The 20,322-nt window shown below is 31.8% G+C and carries 22 protein-coding genes; 16 read left to right on the forward strand and 6 right to left on the reverse strand.

Annotation, left to right across the window (positions count from 1 at the left end):
• Nucleotides 1-99: 99 nt before the first annotated feature.
• Nucleotides 100-2,190, reverse strand: coding sequence for a S9 family peptidase (locus ACXGQT_RS06000; protein WP_457830494.1), 2,091 nt, complete (start codon nt 2,188-2,190; stop codon nt 100-102).
• A 152-nt stretch (nt 2,191-2,342) separates the two neighbouring features.
• Here ACXGQT_RS06000 and ACXGQT_RS06005 point away from each other — a divergent pair, with 152 nt between their 5' ends.
• From ACXGQT_RS06005 to ACXGQT_RS06020, 4 genes are all read left to right on the forward strand, one after another.
• The gene (locus ACXGQT_RS06005; protein WP_457830495.1) at nt 2,343-2,648 is read left to right on the forward strand and encodes a YbaB/EbfC family nucleoid-associated protein; all 306 of its coding nucleotides are present in this window, start codon (nt 2,343-2,345) and stop codon (nt 2,646-2,648) included.
• A gap of 459 nt (nt 2,649-3,107) precedes the next feature.
• On the forward strand, nt 3,108-4,508 hold the full coding sequence (locus ACXGQT_RS06010; protein ID WP_457830496.1) for an arginine decarboxylase: 1,401 nt from the start codon (nt 3,108-3,110) through the stop codon (nt 4,506-4,508).
• Nucleotides 4,498-5,430, forward strand: coding sequence for an agmatinase (gene speB / locus ACXGQT_RS06015; RefSeq protein WP_457830497.1), 933 nt, complete (start codon nt 4,498-4,500; stop codon nt 5,428-5,430). The genes ACXGQT_RS06010 and speB overlap by 11 nt, the downstream gene beginning before the upstream one ends.
• A 63-nt stretch (nt 5,431-5,493) precedes the next feature.
• On the forward strand, nt 5,494-5,802 hold the full coding sequence (locus tag ACXGQT_RS06020) for a hypothetical protein (RefSeq protein ID WP_457830498.1): 309 nt from the start codon (nt 5,494-5,496) through the stop codon (nt 5,800-5,802).
• A gap of 54 nt (nt 5,803-5,856) precedes the next feature.
• Here ACXGQT_RS06020 and ACXGQT_RS06025 read toward each other — a convergent pair whose 3' ends face one another.
• A complete protein-coding gene (locus ACXGQT_RS06025) occupies nt 5,857-6,294 on the reverse strand; it encodes a MarR family winged helix-turn-helix transcriptional regulator (protein WP_457830499.1) in 438 nt (145 codons plus the stop codon).
• Nucleotides 6,295-6,330: 36 nt separating this feature from the next.
• Nucleotides 6,331-6,861 carry an NADPH-dependent FMN reductase gene (locus tag ACXGQT_RS06030; protein WP_457830500.1) on the reverse strand — a complete coding sequence of 177 codons (531 nt, stop codon included), beginning with the start codon at nt 6,859-6,861 and terminating at the stop codon, nt 6,331-6,333.
• A gap of 158 nt (nt 6,862-7,019) precedes the next feature.
• Between ACXGQT_RS06030 and ACXGQT_RS06035 the strand changes: the two genes are divergently transcribed.
• From ACXGQT_RS06035 to ACXGQT_RS06060, 6 genes are all read left to right on the forward strand, one after another.
• Nucleotides 7,020-8,648 carry an acyl-CoA carboxylase subunit beta gene (locus tag ACXGQT_RS06035; protein WP_457830501.1) on the forward strand — a complete coding sequence of 543 codons (1,629 nt, stop codon included), beginning with the start codon at nt 7,020-7,022 and terminating at the stop codon, nt 8,646-8,648.
• A gap of 66 nt (nt 8,649-8,714) precedes the next feature.
• Complete coding sequence (locus ACXGQT_RS06040) at nt 8,715-9,428, forward strand: YebC/PmpR family DNA-binding transcriptional regulator (RefSeq protein WP_457830502.1); 714 nt, start codon at nt 8,715-8,717, stop codon at nt 9,426-9,428.
• Between the two features lie 79 nt (nt 9,429-9,507).
• Nucleotides 9,508-10,296 carry a DNA/RNA non-specific endonuclease gene (locus ACXGQT_RS06045; RefSeq protein ID WP_457830503.1) on the forward strand — a complete coding sequence of 263 codons (789 nt, stop codon included), beginning with the start codon at nt 9,508-9,510 and terminating at the stop codon, nt 10,294-10,296.
• A gap of 30 nt (nt 10,297-10,326) precedes the next feature.
• Complete coding sequence (locus ACXGQT_RS06050) at nt 10,327-10,614, forward strand: hypothetical protein (RefSeq protein WP_068826776.1); 288 nt, start codon at nt 10,327-10,329, stop codon at nt 10,612-10,614.
• On the forward strand, nt 10,607-10,951 hold the full coding sequence (locus tag ACXGQT_RS06055; RefSeq protein ID WP_457830504.1) for a hypothetical protein: 345 nt from the start codon (nt 10,607-10,609) through the stop codon (nt 10,949-10,951). Before ACXGQT_RS06050 ends, ACXGQT_RS06055 begins: the two co-directional genes overlap by 8 nt.
• Before the next feature lie 18 nt (nt 10,952-10,969).
• Entirely contained in the window at nt 10,970-11,302 is a 333-nt protein-coding gene (locus ACXGQT_RS06060; RefSeq protein ID WP_068826782.1) for a hypothetical protein, read from the forward strand.
• Between the two features lie 14 nt (nt 11,303-11,316).
• On the opposite strand, the gene ACXGQT_RS06065 is transcribed toward ACXGQT_RS06060, so the two are convergent.
• The 3 genes from ACXGQT_RS06065 to alaS form a co-directional block, all read right to left on the reverse strand.
• Entirely contained in the window at nt 11,317-12,543 is a 1,227-nt protein-coding gene (locus ACXGQT_RS06065) for an AMP-binding protein (RefSeq protein ID WP_457830505.1), read from the reverse strand.
• Nucleotides 12,536-13,489 (reverse strand): GSCFA domain-containing protein, encoded by a 954-nt coding sequence (locus tag ACXGQT_RS06070; protein ID WP_457830506.1) that lies wholly within the window; start codon nt 13,487-13,489, stop codon nt 12,536-12,538. Before ACXGQT_RS06070 ends, ACXGQT_RS06065 begins: the two co-directional genes overlap by 8 nt.
• Before the next feature lie 136 nt (nt 13,490-13,625).
• A complete protein-coding gene (gene alaS / locus ACXGQT_RS06075) occupies nt 13,626-16,235 on the reverse strand; it encodes an alanine--tRNA ligase (protein ID WP_457830507.1) in 2,610 nt (869 codons plus the stop codon).
• A gap of 125 nt (nt 16,236-16,360) precedes the next feature.
• On the opposite strand from alaS, the gene ACXGQT_RS06080 reads away from it, so the two are divergent.
• The 6 genes from ACXGQT_RS06080 (at nt 16,361) to ACXGQT_RS06105 (ending at nt 20,293) form a co-directional block, all read left to right on the forward strand.
• Nucleotides 16,361-17,332 (forward strand): M23 family metallopeptidase, encoded by a 972-nt coding sequence (locus tag ACXGQT_RS06080; RefSeq protein WP_457830508.1) that lies wholly within the window; start codon nt 16,361-16,363, stop codon nt 17,330-17,332.
• Complete coding sequence (locus ACXGQT_RS06085) at nt 17,332-17,661, forward strand: MerR family transcriptional regulator (protein WP_457830509.1); 330 nt, start codon at nt 17,332-17,334, stop codon at nt 17,659-17,661. Before ACXGQT_RS06080 ends, ACXGQT_RS06085 begins: the two co-directional genes overlap by 1 nt.
• A 72-nt stretch (nt 17,662-17,733) precedes the next feature.
• On the forward strand, nt 17,734-18,312 hold the full coding sequence (locus ACXGQT_RS06090; protein WP_457830510.1) for a LemA family protein: 579 nt from the start codon (nt 17,734-17,736) through the stop codon (nt 18,310-18,312).
• 2 nt (nt 18,313-18,314) lie between these two features.
• On the forward strand, nt 18,315-18,755 hold the full coding sequence (locus ACXGQT_RS06095; RefSeq protein WP_457830511.1) for a TPM domain-containing protein: 441 nt from the start codon (nt 18,315-18,317) through the stop codon (nt 18,753-18,755).
• Between the two features lie 5 nt (nt 18,756-18,760).
• Nucleotides 18,761-19,477, forward strand: a complete 717-nt coding sequence (locus tag ACXGQT_RS06100; protein ID WP_457830512.1) for a Bax inhibitor-1/YccA family protein — start codon at nt 18,761-18,763, stop codon at nt 19,475-19,477.
• Between the two features lie 6 nt (nt 19,478-19,483).
• Nucleotides 19,484-20,293, forward strand: a complete 810-nt coding sequence (locus tag ACXGQT_RS06105; RefSeq protein ID WP_457830513.1) for a TPM domain-containing protein — start codon at nt 19,484-19,486, stop codon at nt 20,291-20,293.
• Nucleotides 20,294-20,322: the final 29 nt, after the last annotated feature.

Below are 20,322 nucleotides of genomic sequence, written 5' to 3' on the forward strand. Positions count from 1 at the left end.
TTTTAAGTTAAAAAACAAAAACTCGTATTTAGAAATTTCTAAATACGAGTTTTTGTTTTTTATACTAACTATTAGTTATTACACCACAAAGAATTTGTATTATTCCACCAAACCTTCTAAATCTAAAATAAAAGCATATTCCATGGCCGTTTCTTTTAAAGAATCAAAACGACCAGAAGCACCACCGTGTCCTGCTTCCATATTAGTGTACATATATAACTTATTGGTATCTGTTTTTAGTTCTCTTAATTTGGCTACATATTTTGCAGGTTCCCAATACTGCACTTGAGAATCATGTAATCCTGTAGTGACCAAAATATTAGGATATGCTTTTGCTTCAATATTATCATAAGGTGAATATGATTTGATATAATCATAATAAATTTTATCATTAGGGTTTCCCCATTCATCATATTCTCCAGTAGTTAAAGGAATGCTTTCATCTAACATAGTAGTAACCACATCTACAAAAGGAACAGCAGAAATAATTCCATTAAACAATTCTGGATTCATATTACATACAGCTCCCATTAACAAACCTCCTGCTGATCCTCCCATAGCGTATAAATGAGCTGGGGAAGTCATTTTGTTATCAATTAAATACTTAGCACAATCTACAAAGTCATTAAACGTATTTTTTTTATTTAATAATTTTCCATCTTCATACCAAGGTCTTCCTAAATATTCAGACCCTCTAATGTGAGCCAAAGCAAAAACAAAACCTCTGTCTAACAAAGTTAAACGAGTGGTACTAAAACTGTCATCAACCGTATGCCCATAAGAACCATAAGCATACATAAACACAGGAGTGTTTTCATTTATTTTGGTATCTTTTCTATGTACAATTGAAAGTGCTACTCTTTTTCCATCTCTGGCGGTTACCCAAATACGTTTGCTGGTATAATTTTTCTTATTGAACTTACCTCCTAGTACTTCTTGTTCTTTTTTAATGATTTCTTCTTGAGTATTCATGTTGAAATCTATCACAGAACTTGGAGTCGTCATTGAGTTATATCCGAAACGCAACCAAGGAGTATCAAACTCTGGGTTTCCAAACACGTATGAAGCATAAGTTTCTTCAGCAAAAGGCAAGTAATAATCCTTACTTCCATCCCATCTAATAATTCTAATTTTACCCAAACCATTTTCTCGTTCTTCTAAAACTAAAAAATCCTTAAAAATAGTCATGTCTTCTAACAAAACATCTTCTCTATGTGGAATAACATCCTCCCAATTTTCTTTACTTGTTGATAATTCAGAAGTTTTCATCAACTTAAAATTAGTAGCTCCGTCTTTATTTGTTTGTATATAAAAAGCATCATTAAAATGTGTAATGCTATACTCTAGCCCATCTTCCCTAGGTTGAAAAACTTTGAATTCCCCTGTTGGATTCTCTGTTTCTAAGTACTGATATTCGGTTTGTAAAGTACTATAAGAACCTATTAAAATATATTTTTTTGATTTTGTTTTTCCTACATAGACTCCATATGTATCATCTTTTTCATGAAAAACTAAGGCATCTTGAGCTGTAGTTGTTCCTAAAGAATGTCTATAAATTTTATCACTCCTAAGAGTAATATGGTCTTTTTTAGTATAAAATAATGTTTTATTATCATTTGCCCAAGTAGCAGATCCTGTGGTAAATTCAATAGAATCTTTTAAAAATTCCCCTGTGGTTAAATCTTTAAAAAACAAAGTATATTGTCTTCTCCCTGTATTATCTACACTATAAACCAATAAATTGTTGTTTGTGCTAATAGACAATCCTCCTATATCAAAATATTCATATCCTTCGGCCAAAATATTTACATCTAATAAAATTTCTTCATCAGCTTCTAAAGAACCTTTTTTACGGGTATAAATAGGGTATTGGCTACCTATATTGTAACGTGTGATATAGAAGTATCCATTTTTAAAATAAGGAACCGAACTATCATCTTCTTTAATTCTACCTTTCATTTCTTGAAACAAATCTTCTTGAAACTGTAAAGTATGCCTAGTTTCTTCCTTATAATAAGAGTTTTCTTCACTTAAATAGGATAATACTTTTTGTGTTTTTTCCGATGGAAATTCAGCATTTTTTTCTGTATCAGACAAACGCATCCAATAGTAGTTATCTATACGAATATCGTTATGTTTTTCTAGTTTAGTTGCTATTTTTTCGGCTATTGGGGCTTCTATCACCTTCATTACGTGGTATTTTATTGAATCAGCAAAAGTAATAATTCCCCATCAGGTTAAAGAAATTTATCTATAGAATGTTTACCACACAAGTCATAAAATATCATTAAAGTATTTGATAATCTTTTTATATTGCTCAAAATTTTAAAATAGTAGTTATTATGTTTGGAGATATGTCTAAAATGATGAGTCAATTACAAGATGCAAAAAAAAATGTGGAAGAAGCCAAACTACGTTTAAATGATATTTTAATAGAAAGCAACAGCGGAAACGGTTTAGTAAACATTACTATTACAGCTAGTAAACAAATAAAAAATATAGATGTTAATGAGAACTTATTAAGCGATAAGGAAGCTTTAGAAGATTATCTAATTTTAGCTTTAAATGAAGCCATTACCAAAGCAGATAAAATTCAAGAAAAAGAAATGGAAGTAGCAGCAAAAAAAGGAATAGCTTTTGATTTTTAATCACACTAATAAGAGTTCTCCTAATTATTTATTTTAAAACTTTATTAAATTTTCATGTGTTTTTACAGAACAAAAAACACCTTACAACATACTGAATATCAACACAATTAATCAATCACACAGTGTAATTGATTTTTTTTTCACTTTTTTTAAAAATTACTTTTTCAGTTCAAAAAAAAAATTACTTTTGCTCTTATATACAATTGTAAAAATGTTATTGTTTTTATTTTTCGGTTATGTGTGCATGGAGATATTAAGCAACCATAATATGGCAAGGAGTCATAACGAAATAAAAAAGTATTCTTCAAAATTTTTCCTTTTTGTAAACAATCCTTTTAAAGTTTTAAGGTTAAGACACGTGTATTTAGTTATTAGAGTATAGTATTTGTATTTTCTTAAAAAAATGTCCAATTTAGTATAGCTGCTATGGAATAATTTATCAAAATTCAAAAAACAAAAATGCGTAATAAATACAAAGATTTAATCAACCAAACTTTTTATTTTCCTCAAGAAGAATTTAAACTTACAGATGATGACGAGTTAATGTTTCACGACATAAACGTTGCCAAACTAATAGAAGAACACGGAACTCCGTTAAAAATAACTTATTTACCTAAGATATCTGAAAACATTCAAAAAGCAAAAAAATGGTTTGCCAATGCTTTTGAAAAACACGATTATCAAGGAAAATACTTTTATTCTTACTGTACCAAAAGTTCTCACTTTAAACATGTTTTAGACGAAGCTCTAGAGAATAACATTCACATAGAAACCTCATCGGCATTTGATATTAATATTGTGAATTCTTTATTAGAAAGTGGTAAAATAAATAAAGACACTTTTGTTATCTGTAATGGATTTAAAAGAGAACAATACATTAATAATATTGCAGATTTAATTAACAACAAACATAAAAACTGTATTCCTATTATTGATAATTACGAAGAATTATCTTTATTAGAAGAAGAAGTAAACAGCAATTTTAATGTGGGAATACGTATTGCCTCTGAAGAAGAACCAAAATTTGAATTCTATACTTCTAGATTGGGTATTGGTTATAAAAACATTGTTCCTTTTTACAAAAAACAAATAGAAGACAACCCTAAAGTAAACCTTAAAATGTTGCACTTTTTTATCAACACAGGTATTAAAGACAACGCGTATTACTGGAACGAGCTGCATAAATGTTTAAAGGTATATGTAGCCTTAAAAAAGATTTGTCCAACCTTAGATTCTTTAAATATTGGAGGAGGTTTTCCTATTAAAACTTCTTTAGGTTTTGAGTATGATTATGAATATATGATTGATGAAATTGTCTATCAAATCAACATCGTTTGTAACGAAGCCAAAGTAGATGTCCCTAATATTTTTACAGAATTTGGAAGTTTTACCGTTGGAGAAAGTGGAGCCAATTTTTATAAAGTTTTATATCAAAAACAACAAAACGACAGAGAGTTATGGAACATGATTGACTCTTCTTTTATTACCACTTTACCAGATTCTTGGGCTATTAACAAACGTTTTATTATGTTACCCATTAACCGATGGAACGAAAGTTATGAAAGAGTTTTATTAGGAGGTTTAACATGTGACAGTGATGATTATTACAACTCAGAACAACACAGTAACGCCATTTATTTACCAACATATCACCCAGAAAAACCTTTGTATTTAGGTTTTTTTAACACTGGTGCATATCAAGAATCTATTGGGGGGTTTGGAGGATTACAGCACTGCTTAATTCCACAACCAAAACAATTAATTATAAACAAAGACAAAAACGGAAAATTAACAACCACCGTTTTTAGAGAAAAACAAACATATCAAGAATTTTTAAACATTTTGGGTTATGAAAAATAACTACGCAAACATTGGTAGCGAATACGCTAAAAAAGAAACTGCTAAAGTCGTATTAATCCCTGTTCCTTATAACGGAACCGATTCTTGGCAAAAAGGAAGTGACAAAGGACCTGATGCTTTTTTAAAAGCTTCAGAAAACCTTGAATTATATGATATTGAAACCGACTCAGAAGTATATAAGCAAGGAGTCTTTTTAGCCGATACTGTGGCCGAAAACAAAACTCCAGAAGCCATGTCTGCTGCTGTTTACGAAAATGTAAAAACCTATTTAAACACCAATAAATTTGTAACTATTGTTGGTGGAGAACATTCAGTTTCCATAGGTGCTATTAAAGCTTTTAACGAGCACGTAGACAACATTACCGTTTTACAAATTGATGCACATGCTGGTATTAGAAAAGAGCACAAAAGCTCTAAAATTAACCACAGTTGTTCAATGTACCATGCAAGTCAAGTAACCAATTTGGTACAAGTTGGAATACGTAGTATGGCTCACATAGAAAAAACAGTAATTGATTACGATAAAGTTTTCTTTGCCGATGATTTAGCAACCGATGATTATTGGATGGAAAACGCTATTGAAGCCATGACAGATGATGTATATATTTCTTTTGATTTAGATGGATTTGATCCTTCTATTATGCCATCAGTAGCAAACCCAGAACCTGGAGGATTATTTTGGTACGAAACTTTAGATTTTTTAAGAAAAGTATTTGAAGAAAAAAACGTGGTAGGATTTGACATTGTAGAGCTTTGTCCTAACGAACACGACAAAACCTCCGATGCTTTGGCTGCTAAATTATATTACAAAATGCTAAGCTATAAGTTTGAGTTAGAAAAAGAAGATAACTTAGGTATTGATGAAAATGATTTTAGCACCAAAAAAAATAAAATTGGTAAATTTTCAGACGAAGAAGAATAAACAACTATAAAACAAATAACCTATTAGTCTTTTATATAGACAACTAAACAAAACTTAGTTCTTATGAAAAGAATCATTATTGACCACTCAAAAGTAACGGACGAAATATTAAACATAATTATGGATGAATATCCTGATGGATATACCGACAGAGATGTTTTAAAATTTAAAAATCATAAAGGAGAGCTTATTGAAGCTCTAGAAATTAAACTAGATGATGATATCTATTTGGTAAAAGTAGGTACCAAATTAGACAAAGCACTTGATGATTATGTTGAAGACAATGAAGATGACAACGATGCAGATAGCTCTGATGATTTAGAGGTAGATGAAGACTTATTAAAAGGTGAAGATGCAGACGATGAAGATTAATCTTTTATAAACAAAAAACAGCCTATAAATTTTATAGGCTGTTTTTTGTTTTATTTAACCTCTAATTTTATCTAAAAGATAACTGAGTAAACTAGCTTCTTCCTCTGTTAACTTTTGTATTTGTTCCATGGTGTTGGTAAAAGATATTTTATCTAACAATGCTAAACCTTTCTCAGTTATAGATACGTAAACCACTCTCCTATCCTCTTTACACCTTACTCTATCTATTAATTTTTTATCACACAACTTATCAGTCAGTCTGGTTGTATTTGGAGATTTTTCAATCATCCTTTCTTTAACCAACTTCATCGTAATAGGTTTTTTAGCCCCTCTTAAAATTCTAAGTATATTATACTGGGGGTTAGATATTTGATATGGCTCTAATTCCTTATTTCCTATCGCATTTATAAAATTGGTTGTATACTTTAAATTCAATAATGCTTTAATATAATCAGAATCAAAAACAGCATTTACTTCTTTAGAAAACTCCATACTATATTAAATTAATTAGGGGTAGTAGTATTTATATTAAATTTCTTTCTGTAATTTTTCTACCAAACTCGTTAATTCTGTATCTAAACCTTTGTTTGTAATAGCTCCGTTCACAAAATTTTCTCCAAAGGAAGGAAAAGAAAAAGTCCCTGTTACTATAGCTCCATGATAAGGCATTCTACCTGCCGCTATTTCTAAAATAGTAATCCCTCCTCTTTCACCTGGTGATGTTGCCATAAACAAAGCTGGCTTGTCATTCCACATCTTTCCGTTAATTCTAGAGACCCAGTCAAAAATATTTTTAAAGGCGGTAGCATATACTCCATTATGCTCTGCAAAAGAAACTATAAAAGCATCAGCTGTAGCCATTTTATCATTAAATTCTTTTGCCAATTGTGGAATTCCACTCTCTCCTTCTTTATCTATACTATAAATTGGCATTTCATAGTCATTTAAATCAACCGTAGTAATATTTACCTCTTTTAATTTACTAGCTGCATATATAGCTAATTGTTGGTTAATTGAACTCTTACTATTACTTGCTCCAAATACGATTACGTTTTTCATTTTTATTATTTATTTACAATTTTACAAAACAAAGATATAAAAAATAATTACCACGGTAAATAAAACCATGTTAAATATTTTATTCTTCTGCATTAATAAATAGTTAAGTAAAAAAAATGTGATGCTTTTTGTACATTTGGCACTGCAAAAAATAGACAATGAACATCAACTTTAATAAAAACGAAGACCATAATAAATTAGCTTTATCAGACTTAAGATCAAGATTTGCTAAGGTAGCCGTAGGAGGTGGTTTAAAAAGAATAGAAAAGTTACACCAAAAAGGAAAACTAACTGCAAGAGAAAGAATTGATTATTTATTTGATGATCGTAAAAAATCAATTGAAATTGGAGCTTTTGTTGGGGATGAAATGTACAAAGAACATGGAGGATGTCCTTCTGGTGGAGTGATTGTTAAAATAGGATATGTTAGCGGAAAGCAATGTATTGTAGTGGCTAATGATGCTACTGTAAAAGCTGGAGCATGGTTTCCTATTACCTCTAAAAAAAATATAAGAGCGCAAGAAATTGCCATGGAAAACAGAATCCCTATTATCTATCTAGTAGATAGTGCTGGGGTTTACCTTCCTTTACAAGATGAAGTTTTTCCTGACAAAGAACATTTTGGTAAAATTTTTAGAAACAATGCCAAAATGAGCAGCATGGGAATTACTCAAATTTCTGCTGTTATGGGTAGTTGTGTTGCCGGTGGTGCCTATTTGCCAATTATGAGTGATGAAGCTTTAATTGTTGACAAAACAGGAAGTATTTTCTTAGCGGGGAGTTATTTGGTAAAAGCGGCTATTGGAGAGAGTATAGATAATGAAACGTTAGGAGGAGCTACTACGCATTGCGAAATATCGGGTGTTACGGATTACAAATCTAAAGACGATAAAGATTGCCTAGATACTATTAAAAACATCATGGATAAAATTGGTGATTTTGATAAAGCAGGCTACAGCAAAAAAGAAGCATTACCACCTAAAGAAAATCCTGAAGAAATTTTTGGAATTTTACCAAAATTACGCTCCGATCAATATGATATGAACGAAATCATTAAACGCTTGGTAGACAATTCTGATTTTGAAGCCTACAAAGATGGTTACGGAGAAAGTATTATATGTGGTTATGCTCGTATAGAAGGTTGGGCTGTTGGTATTGTGGCCAATCAACGTAAAGTCATCAAAAACAAAAAAGGAGAAATGCAGTTTGGTGGCGTTATTTATTCAGACTCTGCTGATAAAGCTACCCGCTTTATAGCCAATTGTAATCAAAAGAAAATTCCATTGGTCTTTTTACAAGATGTTACAGGATTCATGGTAGGGAGTAAAAGCGAACATGGTGGCATTATAAAAGATGGTGCTAAATTGGTGAATGCGGTATCAAACTCAGTTGTTCCTAAATTTACTGTTGTTGTAGGAAACTCTTACGGAGCAGGAAACTATGCCATGTGTGGTAAAGCTTTTGATCCTAGATTGATTTTTGCTTGGCCATCTGCAAGATTAGCTGTTATGGGTGGTGCTCAAGCAGCAAAAGTACTGGCACAAATAGAAGAAGCAACCCTTAAACGCAAAGGAGAAGAAATTACTCCAGAAAGACATGCTGAGATTTTAAAGAATATTGAAGAAAAATACGACAAACAAACTTCCCCTTATTATGCAGCAGCAAGATTGTGGACAGATGCTGTGATAGATCCTTTAGAAACCAGAACTTGGATAAGCATGGGAATTGAAGCAGCCAACCACGCTCCTATTGAAAAACCTTTTAATTTAGGAGTTATTCAAGTTTGATAAAAACACTTGGAGCAGAATATAAAAAATAATAATTTTACGACACTTTAATAATATTACATAGAAATGGGTAGAGCATTTGAATTTAGAAAAGCTAGAAAGATGAAACGTTGGTCTGCAATGGCAAAAACGTTTACAAGAATTGGAAAAGACATTGTAATGGCAGTGAAAGAAGGAGGTCCAAATCCTGATGCTAATGCAAGACTTCGTGCTGTTATTCAAAATGCTAAGGCAGCTAACATGCCTAAAGACAATGTAGAAAGAGCCATTAAAAAAGCAACAGACAAAGATACTGCCAACTACAAAGAAACTCTATTTGAAGGATACGCACCTCACGGAATTGCTGTAGTAGTAGAAACTGCTACAGACAACAACAACAGAACCGTAGCCAATGTACGTGCTGCATTTAATAAATGTAACGGAAACTTAGGAACATCGGGATCGGTAGTTTTTATGTTTGACCACACATGTAACTTCCGTATCAACTCTGAAGCTAAAGAAATTGACTTAGAAGAATTAGAGTTAGATTTAATGGATTTTGAAGTAGAAGAGGTTTTTAAAGATGAAGATGGAATTTTAATCTATGGACCTTTTAATCAATTTGGAGCTATTCAATCTTACTTAGAAGAAAATGAATTAGAAATTTTATCTTCTGGTTTTGAAAGAATTCCAACCTCTACTACCAGCTTAACGGAAGAACAACAAGCAGATGTTGACAAATTATTAGAAAAATTAGAAGATGACGATGATGTACAAAACGTATATCACTCAATGGCTTAATGCTTTTCTTTAAAATTTTAACAAACCCTCTGCATTTTTGTAGGGGGTTTTTATTTATTATTAATTTAAATCTATCGCTATGAAAAAAAATCGAAAAAAAATTTTATTGTTCCTTTTGGCTATCACTTTAGTCATTGCTTGTAGTACACTTATGAAAAAAAATCAATCTCCTCAAAAAGATGATTCCGTAAATCATACAAATACAGAATATGGTTTTCAAAAGTTTTTACCAACGGCTAGTAATAAAATTTACCATCATACTTATTATTCTTTGTCCTATAACGAAAAACACGAACAAGCGGATTGGGTTTATTACCTGCTAACCAAAGAATATGTAAACGGAACTGCCAAAAGAAAAGATAATTTTAGAGCAGATGACCTTATCACCACAAAATCGGCAAGTTTACAAGATTATAAAAAAAGTGGATATGATAGAGGCCACTTGTGTGCTGCTGCTGATATGAAAATAAATAAAACCGCCATGTCCGAAACATTTTTTCTATCAAACATGTCACCACAACTTCCTGGACTTAATAGAGGAGAATGGAAAAAATTAGAAGACAAAGTTAGAGATTGGGCCATTCAAGAAGATTCTATTCTTGTAGTCACAGGGCCTGTTTTTAAAGATAATATCAAACAAATAGGAGAAAACCAAGTAACTATTCCTGGCTATTATTACAAAGTTATTTACGACTTAACCAAACCGCAAAAAATGACTGCGTTTATATTGCCACATCAAGCCAAACCTCAATCTTTTATGAATTATCAAACAACAGTAAATGAAGTTGAAAAAATTACAGGTATTGATTTCTTCTCAATTTTAGAAGATGAATTTGAAGAGCAACTAGAAGCCAATCAACATTGGTAATTAGTATCTTTGCACAAATAAATAATATACATGACTGTACAAGAATTTAGAGAACAATATATTTTAGGTTTTGGTTACGAAAAAGGAACTAAAAGTAAAAGATTCCGCCTAGTTGTTTTAGACCGTAACAGTATGCAAGTAATGAATGAAGTTTTAGAAAACGAAAACAATACTTGCTTTAAACAGTTTTTAGCGGGAAAAGACATCAACAAAGCTATTTTAAAATTTAAGATAGATTCACTAGAAGAAGTTTTACAAGTACACAATGTAACCGACATCAATTTATCAGAAAACGAAATCAATAAATATTTTGAGTAATCACGAACATCACCATCACGATCATAAACACGACCACCATCATCACGATGATGAAGGAATTATGACGATTGAAGAATATCACAAAGCAAATATGATGTTGTTTAACATCAAAGATCTTAGAACTACAGACACTGTACTTTGTACCTTAACTTCTATAGATAGAATGAGTTTTTTGCCAAATGGTATTGAACATCACGAATGTAAAAAATCAGAATTAACGGAACATTTTACCGAAGTCATCAAAAGAAACCTTATTTTGGCTTTCTTTGATAAAATAGAAATTGAAGAGTTTGATGTGTTAGACATTAACACAAACATTGACTTTTTATTTGAATAACCTTAAATAACAAATAGTATGGATATTAAAGAGTTTAATAAAAAATTTATTTTAAACTTTAATGTAAACGAATCTCACCCAGAGAATATTGAGTTTACTTTAGAAACTATAGAAAGAAGTACTTTACAACCTAGTTTAGATTTTAAAAGATTAAAAAACGAAACGCCCGTGGAGTGGTTGTCTGATAAAATTGGAGAAGAAGCTTTGGCTGGAAGAAACCCTGCTAAATTCCAAACTAGTTTTTATGACAATGTAAAACGTAAATTAATTAACACTTTAATCATTAAAAACAATATTAAAGGTTTTGATGCTTTAAACACCGATGAAAGCGTTTCTTTTTTGTTTAGGTAATTTACTACTCTATATTATAAACTTATCAAATCCAACGTTTTTTTACGTTGGATTTTTTTTGTTTCTGTTTCTACAAACTCATTTACAAAATAAATGTGTTTTGGTATTTCATATTTAGATAAAGACAAGGTATTAAAATCATACTCTTTATTTTCTCCCTCTATTACCAATATTAATTTTTCTCCTAAAGTTTCATCTGCTATTCCTGTCACAAAAAATCGCTGAGTTATCACTTTAGAAAGCTCCTTTTCAATTTGTTCCGGATGCAATTTTACTCCTCCAGAATTAATTACGTTATCATAACGACCTAACCATTCAAACTCAGTAGCTGAGTACTGTTTAATAATATCGTTAGTAATTATTTTTTCATCTGATAATAATGGAGCATCAATTACCAAACAGTCTCTGTCGTCTTGAGAAATGGTGATGTTGGGTAATAATTGATATACATTATTGGTTTTAGTTCTGATGTCTAGTTCATTTTCGGTGTCTGCTTCTCGACTATGCTCGAAGACCTCATCTTTAGTTACTTTTCTATTTTGCTCATCAGATTGAGCAGAAACAACATCATTCTGAATTAGACTCTTAGAATTACTATCATCTTCCAAAACTTGGTCATCGAGCGGAGTCGAGATGTTTTGTTCTGGCATAGTTAAAGTAGCATCCTTAAAATAATTCAATTTTCTAATCGCAATATGAGTTACGGTTTCTGTCATTCCATAAGAAGCAAAACATTGGGTAGACAAACTTTGCAAATTCTCTTGTAAACTTTGCGACACTACTCCCCCACCAATCAATAAGTTTTTAACCAAATGCAAATCCCATAAACTGTTTTGTACCTGCATGGGTACCATAGCACAAAAATCGTATTCGTCAAAAGCATCTTCTAACGGATTGCTAACAGGTTCTATAAAATCTAAATTCCAACCCAACTCTAAAGCACGAATCACCATCATTTTCCCTGCAATATAATTTACCGATAAACAACATAAAGCTTTAGTAGCTGCTCCCAAATTGAAAAAAGTTCCTGTAGCTTTAGCAGAGTTTTTCATAAACTCCTTTTTTATTTTTATGGGTTTTGGTGTTCCTGTGGAGCCAGAAGTTTGTACTGTTAAAAACTCATCATCACCAAACCACAAACACAAAAATTGATATAATTCTTCTGAAATGGTTTCAGAAAAGCTAATCAACTCTTCAATATCTTCAAAAGACTGACCTTGTAATTGGAAACTTTTATGCATTGAACTTTATATTTAATTCTTGCTCTAACTGATGTTGTTTTAGTGCTAGTTTTTGTAAGAACTCTTGATGAACTATAGAGTTTGGCTGAAAAGGTTTGTGTAATTTACTTTGTTGCACAGAAGCTATTCTTTTAAAATAACTTTGTGATTTTTCACTAATCCAAACTTTAGAAAATTGTTCCCAAATATAATTGATAGCTACTTCGTTTGGATGAATCATGTCCGATTCGTAAAATCTATAATCTCGTAAATCATCCATCATTATTTCATAACTTCCAAAATAGGCCACATTGTGGCTTTCTTTAATTTTATGCGTAGCGGTTAACAATTGGGATTTACTTAATGAATTTTCAATCAATCCATCTTTAGTATGTCTAACAGGACTTACCGTAAAAATAATTTGGGTTGATGAATTTACTTTTCTGATATTTTTAATAATATCCTCTAAAGCCACCTCTATTTCTTGCAAAGACAACATACGTTTATCAAATTCCGTTTGTGGAATTTTATGACAATTTGCCACCAACTGATTACTCAATAAATGACCATACACCCAAGAAGTTCCTAAAGTAATAACAACATGTGTAGCTGATTTTAACTGAACTAAACACTTTTGTTGAGCTTTATGAATATTCTCTATCACCTCAACAGCTGCCACACCCGATAAGTTAGAGTGGTGATGTAATGAGTGAAAAAACTCACCTTGTTTTATCAATTCACTTTCTTTATAAGTTCTTTCATCAACAGTATCTTCCAGAACTTTGGCAATAGCCATAGGACTAAATAAGGTTCCAAAAGGATTTATAACAGTATTGAATTGATAATAAGAAAGTTTATTTCCTATGTTTTCAGAAAAGCAAGATCCCAACAACAAAACCTTAGATTGATGATCTAAAACATTTTGTTGTTGGGATGCTAATTTTATTTCTGTTCTAAAACTTGTCATTTACTTTTTATGTCACTTCGAGTGATTTCGAATAAATGAGAAATCGTATCGAGAAGTTTTTATAAATATAAAACATTCTTTTTGTCTTCGATACATCCTGAAATAAATTCAGGACACTCAGACTGATAAGAATATTTTATAAATATTCTTTTACTTTTTCAATAGCTTCAGACAATCCATCAGGGTTTTTACCCCCTGCAGTTGCAAAGAACTTTTGTCCTCCACCACCTCCTTGGATTAATTTTCCTAATTCTCGAACTATTTTACCAGCATCATACCCTTTTTCTTCTACCAAGTTTTTAGCAATGTAAGAGGTTAAGGTTGCTTTTCCATCATTTTCTGCTCCAGCAAAAAAGAATAAGTTTTCTACCTCTCCTCCTAATTCGTGAGCAATATCTTTAATAGCTCCAGCATTCATATCAATTCTAGTAGCCAAGAAATTAATTCCGTTTACTTCTTGAATATTTGCTTTTAAGCTTCCTTTAATGTTTTTAGCTTTTTCCTTTAATAAGGTTTCTATTTCTTTCTTTAAAGCTGCGTTTTCATCTTGTAAACTTACAATTGCTTTAACCGGGTCTTTTGCATTCTTAAGAATTTGTTTAACAGCCACAACAGCTTTATCTTGCTTGGTAAAGAAATCTTTTGCAACATTACCAGTAATAGCCTCAATTCTTCTTACTCCAGCAGCTACAGCACTCTCACTTGTAATTTTTAAATGCCAAATGTTTCCTGTATTCGCAACATGAGTACCACCACATAATTCCTTAGAGTTTCCAAACTGAATCATACGAACAGTGTCTCCATACTTTTCTCCAAACAACGCCATAGCACCTTTGTCTATAGCTTCTTGCATTGGAATATTTCTAAACTCTTGTAAGTCTAATTTTTCACGAATGCGAGCATTTACAAAATTTTCAATTTCATCAATTTCTTCTGGAGTTACTTTAGAAAAATGAGAAAAGTCAAAACGTAAATATTTTGCATTTACCAAAGAACCTTTTTGTCCTACATGTGTTCCCAACACAGCTCTTAATGCTTGATGTAATAAATGTGTTGCAGAGTGATTGTTGTTAGACAACTCTCTGTTTTTTGCATCTACCACGGCTTTAAAAGTATCTGTTGTATTGGCTGGCAAATCTTTAGCAATATGCATTACTAAATTGTTTTCCTTTTTAGTATCTATGATATGTAAAACATCACCATTGCTAGCTTCTAAAAATCCTCTATCTCCAACTTGTCCTCCTCCTTCTGGGTAAAATGGCGTTAAATTAAATACCAATTGATACAACTCGCCTTCTTTTTTAGAAGTTACTTTACGGTATCTGGTAATTTTTACATTGGTTTCTAAATAATCGTACCCAACAAATTCTTGTTCAGCATCTTCCTTTAAAATTACCCAATCATCCATATCCATTTCTGCAGCAGCTCTAGATCTATTTTTTTGTTTTTCTAAAGCAGCTTCAAATTCAGATTCGTTTAAAGTATACCCTTTTTCACTTAAAATAAGTGCTGTTAAATCTATAGGAAACCCAAAGGTATCATACAATTCAAATGCTTTATCTCCAGAAACTTCTTTTCCTTGGGTTTCAGCAATTACATTGTCTAACAATCCTAACCCTTGCCCTAAAGTTCTTAAGAATGATGTTTCTTCTTCTTTAATTACATTCATCACCAATTGTTTTTGAGAAACAATTTCTGGGAAAGAAGCTCCCATTTGATTACTTAATACTTCTACCAATTGATAAATAAATGCTTCTTTTTGATTTAAGAAAGTAAATCCGTAACGAATCGCACGTCTTAATATTCTACGAATTACATATCCTGCTCCTGTACTTGATGGTAACTGACCATCCGCAATAGCAAAAGCAACTGCTCTTACGTGATCTGAAATCACACGGATGGCAATATCTATTTCTTCTTTTTCTCCGTATTTAAATCCTGTTTTAGATTCTAACTCATTAATTAACGGAGTAAATACATCTGTATCGTAATTAGATTGAACACCTTGTAATACCATACAAAGGCGTTCAAACCCCATACCTGTATCTATATGTTGATTTGGTAAGTTTTCTAAAGAACCATCAGCCTTTCTATTAAACTGCATAAATACCAAGTTCCAAATTTCCACTACTTGCGGATGATCCATATTCACCAATTCTGCTCCTGGAATTTTAGCTTTTTCCTCAGCAGAACGAATATCAACATGAATTTCTGAACAAGGTCCACAAGGTCCTTGCGCACCCATTTCCCAGAAATTATCTTTTTTGTTTCCTAATAAAATTCTATCTTCTGGCACATGTTTCTTCCACATATCATATGCTTCTGTATCTTTAGTCAATCCTTCAGACTCATCACCTTCAAAAATAGTTACATATAAGATGTCTTTGTCTATCTTAAATACCTCTGTTAATAATTCCCATGCCCAATCTATAGCTTCTTGTTTAAAGTAATCTCCAAAAGACCAGTTTCCTAACATTTCGAACAAAGTATGATGATAAGTGTCAATTCCTACCTCTTCTAAATCGTTGTGTTTACCAGAAACTCTCAAACATTTTTGTGAATCTGTAACTCTTGAGTTGACAATTTTACGTTGTCCCAAAAAGAATTCTTTAAAAGGAACCATTCCAGCATTTACAAACATTAACGTTGGATCATCCTTTAAAACCATAGGTGCTGAGGGCACTATTTTATGTTGTTTTGATTCAAAAAACTCTAAAAACTTCTTTCTAATATCCTGAGATTTCATATAATAAATTGGGTTAAGCAAACATCAATAATTACCTTAACAAAACATTTTGTAATTTTGTACGTTAATAACATCAATTAAATTGCTTTATTTAATTAGGTCACAAAAATAGTTATTTTAGATTCATGGCGAAAGCAAAATTTTATTACGATTCTGATACCCTTTCTTATCAGCCTATAGAAAAGAATACAAAGCGAATTTTAAGAAATTCAATTCTATATATTTTTGCTGTTTTTTTAATAGGATTGATTGGTTTTGTTGCTTTTAGCGCTATTTTAAAGTCCCCTTCGGAAAGAGCTACTTTAAAGGAATTAAATAATTTAAAATTTAATTACGAGTTGTTAGAAAAAAGAATGGAAGAGTCTGATGCCATTTTACAAGAAATTCAACAACGAGACAACAACGTTTATAGAGTTATTTTTGAAGCAGAACCTATTTCTGAAGATGAACGTAGTGCTGGTTTTGGTGGGGTTAACCGATACAAAAACTTAAATGGTTTTAAAAACAGTGAATTGATTAAAGAAGCCACAAAAAAAATGGACATTTTGGCCAAACGTTTGGTTATACAATCTAAATCTTTAGATGAAATTGTAAAATTGGCCAAAAACAAATCAGAAATGTTAGCTTCTATTCCTGCCATTCAACCCGTAGCAAATAAGGACTTAAAAAGAATGGCTTCTGGTTATGGAATTAGAATTCACCCTATTTACAAAACAAGAAGAATGCACTGGGGAATGGATTTTTCTGCTCCGCAAGGGACTAATATTTATGCAACTGGTGACGGAGTGATAAAATCAGCTAAAAAATCTAGAAAAGGATTTGGAAACCATGTTGTAATCAATCATGGTTTTGGTTACGAAACAACCTATGCTCACATGAGTACTTTTTATGTACGTACAGGTCAAAAAGTTAAAAGAGGTGATTTGATAGGTTTGGTAGGATCTACAGGATCTTCTACAGCTCCTCACTTACATTATGAAGTAAAAAAAGGAAATCAAAAATTAAATCCTGTTTATTTTTATCATAATGATTTAACTCCTGAAGAATATGAAGCGATGTTAGTATTATCTTCACAAGAAAATCAATCTTTAGACTAATGCATATAGAACTCCCTAAAAAAAGGTATTATAAAATAGGTGAAGTAGCCAATGCTTTTGGTGTTACTTCTTCTATGATCCGTTATTGGGAACGAGAGTTTGACATGATTAAGCCTAAAAAAAACAGTAAAGGTGACAGAATGTTTACCCAAACTGATATTGAAAACTTTAAACTTATTTATCACCTAGCCAAAGAGCAAGGCTATTCTTTAGAGGGGGTTCGTAAAAGGTTACGTGAAAAACCCAAAGAAACCATTACCAATACTAAAATTATTAGTCGATTAGAAGCCATTAAAACAGAACTCATCAAAATTAAAAATCAACTATAAAAGACATTCTGTCATATTTAGATATTGGTATCATTTATGCTCTATTGTAAACTATAATTCTTAAATTAGAGCATGAAAAAAATTGTAAAATATTTAGTGATTTGTATCGCAGCAATCTCTTTGAGTTCTTGCGGATACAATAGTATGGTTAGCGCTCAAGAAGCCGCTACTGGACAGTGGGCAAACGTAGAAAGTTCTTACCAACGTAGAGCCGATTTAATTCCAAACTTGGTAGCTACCGTAAAAGGATACGCAAGCCACGAACAAGAAACATTAACAGGAGTAATAGAGGCTAGAGCTAAAGCAACATCGGTAACTATTGATGCAAATAATTTGTCTGCAGCCAACATTGCAAAATACCAAGAAGCACAACAAGGTTTAACCGGAGCTTTAAACAAGCTAATGGTTGTTGCAGAAAGATATCCTGACTTAAAAGCAAGTCAACAATTTACAGGTTTGCAATCTCAATTAGAAGGAACGGAAAATAGAATTAATGTTGAACGTAATCGTTTTAACAACATGGTAAAAGATTATAATACTATGATTAGAAAATTCCCAAAAAACTTAACTGCAAGTATATTTTCTTTTGAAAAAATGGATTATTTTCAAGCAGATGCATCAGCTAGTAAAGCTCCTGAAGTAAAATTTTAATCATGAGTAAAACCAAACCGTTTTTTACCGAAATCGAAGAACAACAAATTGTTGCTGCCATTCAAAAAGCAGAAAAAAACACCTCTGGTGAAATTAGAGTTCATATAGAACCTACTTTTGAAGGAGAAGATGTTATGAATAGAGCTATTACTGTTTTTAACGATTTAAAAATGTTTGAAACAGATGCCAGAAATGGGGTTTTATTTTACGTTGCTACAAAAGACAAACAATTTGTTATTTTAGGTGATGATGGTATAAACGAAGTTGTACCCGATTTATTTTGGGAAACCACCAAAGACAAAGTTATTAATCAATTTAAACAAGGACAATTTGCTCAAGGACTAATCGATGGTATTGAAGAGGCAGGAAACCAACTAAAAACCTACTTTAAATACCAAAGTGACGACACAAACGAATTGTCAGACGAAATATCAAAAGGATAATTATTATGAACCCATTTACTATTGAAAGCAGCTCGGTTAAAGAGGCTGCATTTATGAACAAAGTATACGCTTGGATGAGTGGAGCTTTGTTAATTACTGCATTTGTATCGTGGTGGGCAGCCACTACTCCAGCATTTTTTCAACTTCTATACACTACAGATGGTGTAGGAAATATTACTGGAATTAACAAAGTAATGTTCTATGGAACTATTATTGCCGAATTAGGTTTGGTTGTATGGTTATCTGCTAGAATTCAGCAAATGACTGCAGAAAGAGCTAGTTTGCTTTTTGTATTGTATTCTATTTTAAATGGAATTACCATGTCATCTATATTTATTATTTATACCTCTAGCTCAATTGCCTCAACCTTTTTTATTACAGCAGGTACTTTTGGAGCCATGAGTTTGTACGGATATACTACTAAAAAAGATTTAACTAGCTGGGGGAACTTGCTATTTATGGCTTTAATTGGAGTTATTATTGCAACGGTAGTAAACATGTTTTTACAATCTGCAGCTTTATACTGGATTTTAAACTATGTAGGAGTTGCCGTATTTGTAGGATTAACTGCTTATGACACTCAAAAAATAAAAAGAATGGCCAACCATTTAGACTCTGAAGAGAATGCTAAAAAAGGAGCTATTATGGGAGCTTTAACGCTTTATTTAGATTTCATCAACCTATTTTTATTCTTACTACGTTTGTTTGGAGATAGAAAATAAAATTATATGTTAAAACACATCACAAAGCTAGTCCTTGGACTGGCTTTTTTTTCAACAGTACTTACACAAGCACAAGAGCCTTTGGCTAAAAAAGAAACCACTTTTAAAGGGGTTTATGATTATGCTCATATTTTATCAAACCAAGAGGTACAAGCTTTATCGCAAAAGTTAATTCGCTATAAAGACACTACATCAACTCAAATTGTTATTGCTACTATTAAAAGTTTAGAAGGTAATGATATTGCTATGCTAGCAACCGAAAAAGCGCATGAATGGGGAGTTGGTCAAAAAGGTAAAGACAATGGTGTTTTTATTTTAATAGCTCCTAACGAAAGAAAAATTCATATTGCCACAGGTTATGGTGTTGAACACTTACTTACTGATTATTTAAGTAAACAAATTATTGATGATATCATTACTCCAAACTTTAAACAACAACAATACTACAACGGTTTAAACCAAGCCACAGATGTTATTATTAAAATATTAGCAGGTGAGTATAAAGGAGATCCTAATAAAAGGAGTACCAAAAAAGGAAAAGGGAGTATACTTATCTTAATTATAATTATAGCTGCTGTACTTTACTTTATGAGTAGAAGCAATAATTCTGGCAAAGGAAATGGAGGTTCTAACAACCGTGGAGGTGGTTTAGATTCTTCTGATATTTTTACCGCTATTTTATTGGGTAGTTTAGGAAGTAGTAGAGGTTACCGAGGAGGATCTTCTGGAGGCTTTGGTGGCGGTGGAGGTTTCTCTGGTGGCGGAGGCTTTGGAGGCGGAGGCTTCGGTGGTGGTGGTGCCAGCGGAGGTTGGTAATATCATACATCAAAAAAATTATTTAAAAA

This window comes from Wenyingzhuangia sp. IMCC45467, assembly GCF_054111205.1.

Excerpts from the sequence above, each read along its gene's own strand:
- ACXGQT_RS06095 (WP_457830511.1), top strand. The coding sequence starts at position 18,315 with ATGAGTAAAACCAAACCGTTTTTTACCGAAATCGAAGAACAACAAATT.
- ACXGQT_RS06085 (WP_457830509.1), top strand. The coding sequence starts at position 17,332 with ATGCATATAGAACTCCCTAAAAAAAGGTATTATAAAATAGGTGAAGTA.
- ACXGQT_RS06100 (WP_457830512.1), top strand. The coding sequence starts at position 18,761 with ATGAACCCATTTACTATTGAAAGCAGCTCGGTTAAAGAGGCTGCATTT.
- ACXGQT_RS06050 (WP_068826776.1), top strand. The coding sequence starts at position 10,327 with ATGACTGTACAAGAATTTAGAGAACAATATATTTTAGGTTTTGGTTAC.
- ACXGQT_RS06105 (WP_457830513.1), top strand. The coding sequence starts at position 19,484 with ATGTTAAAACACATCACAAAGCTAGTCCTTGGACTGGCTTTTTTTTCA.
- ACXGQT_RS06025 (WP_457830499.1), bottom strand. The coding sequence starts at position 6,294 with ATGGAGTTTTCTAAAGAAGTAAATGCTGTTTTTGATTCTGATTATATT.
- ACXGQT_RS06000 (WP_457830494.1), bottom strand. The coding sequence starts at position 2,190 with ATGAAGGTGATAGAAGCCCCAATAGCCGAAAAAATAGCAACTAAACTA.
- ACXGQT_RS06020 (WP_457830498.1), top strand. The coding sequence starts at position 5,494 with ATGAAAAGAATCATTATTGACCACTCAAAAGTAACGGACGAAATATTA.
- alaS (WP_457830507.1), bottom strand. The coding sequence starts at position 16,235 with ATGAAATCTCAGGATATTAGAAAGAAGTTTTTAGAGTTTTTTGAATCA.
- speB (WP_457830497.1), top strand. The coding sequence starts at position 4,498 with ATGAAAAATAACTACGCAAACATTGGTAGCGAATACGCTAAAAAAGAA.
- ACXGQT_RS06080 (WP_457830508.1), top strand. The coding sequence starts at position 16,361 with ATGGCGAAAGCAAAATTTTATTACGATTCTGATACCCTTTCTTATCAG.
- ACXGQT_RS06060 (WP_068826782.1), top strand. The coding sequence starts at position 10,970 with ATGGATATTAAAGAGTTTAATAAAAAATTTATTTTAAACTTTAATGTA.
- ACXGQT_RS06070 (WP_457830506.1), bottom strand. The coding sequence starts at position 13,489 with ATGACAAGTTTTAGAACAGAAATAAAATTAGCATCCCAACAACAAAAT.
- ACXGQT_RS06035 (WP_457830501.1), top strand. The coding sequence starts at position 7,020 with ATGAACATCAACTTTAATAAAAACGAAGACCATAATAAATTAGCTTTA.
- ACXGQT_RS06030 (WP_457830500.1), bottom strand. The coding sequence starts at position 6,861 with ATGAAAAACGTAATCGTATTTGGAGCAAGTAATAGTAAGAGTTCAATT.
- ACXGQT_RS06090 (WP_457830510.1), top strand. The coding sequence starts at position 17,734 with ATGAAAAAAATTGTAAAATATTTAGTGATTTGTATCGCAGCAATCTCT.
- ACXGQT_RS06045 (WP_457830503.1), top strand. The coding sequence starts at position 9,508 with ATGAAAAAAAATCGAAAAAAAATTTTATTGTTCCTTTTGGCTATCACT.
- ACXGQT_RS06010 (WP_457830496.1), top strand. The coding sequence starts at position 3,108 with ATGCGTAATAAATACAAAGATTTAATCAACCAAACTTTTTATTTTCCT.
- ACXGQT_RS06005 (WP_457830495.1), top strand. The coding sequence starts at position 2,343 with ATGTTTGGAGATATGTCTAAAATGATGAGTCAATTACAAGATGCAAAA.
- ACXGQT_RS06065 (WP_457830505.1), bottom strand. The coding sequence starts at position 12,543 with ATGCATAAAAGTTTCCAATTACAAGGTCAGTCTTTTGAAGATATTGAA.
- ACXGQT_RS06040 (WP_457830502.1), top strand. The coding sequence starts at position 8,715 with ATGGGTAGAGCATTTGAATTTAGAAAAGCTAGAAAGATGAAACGTTGG.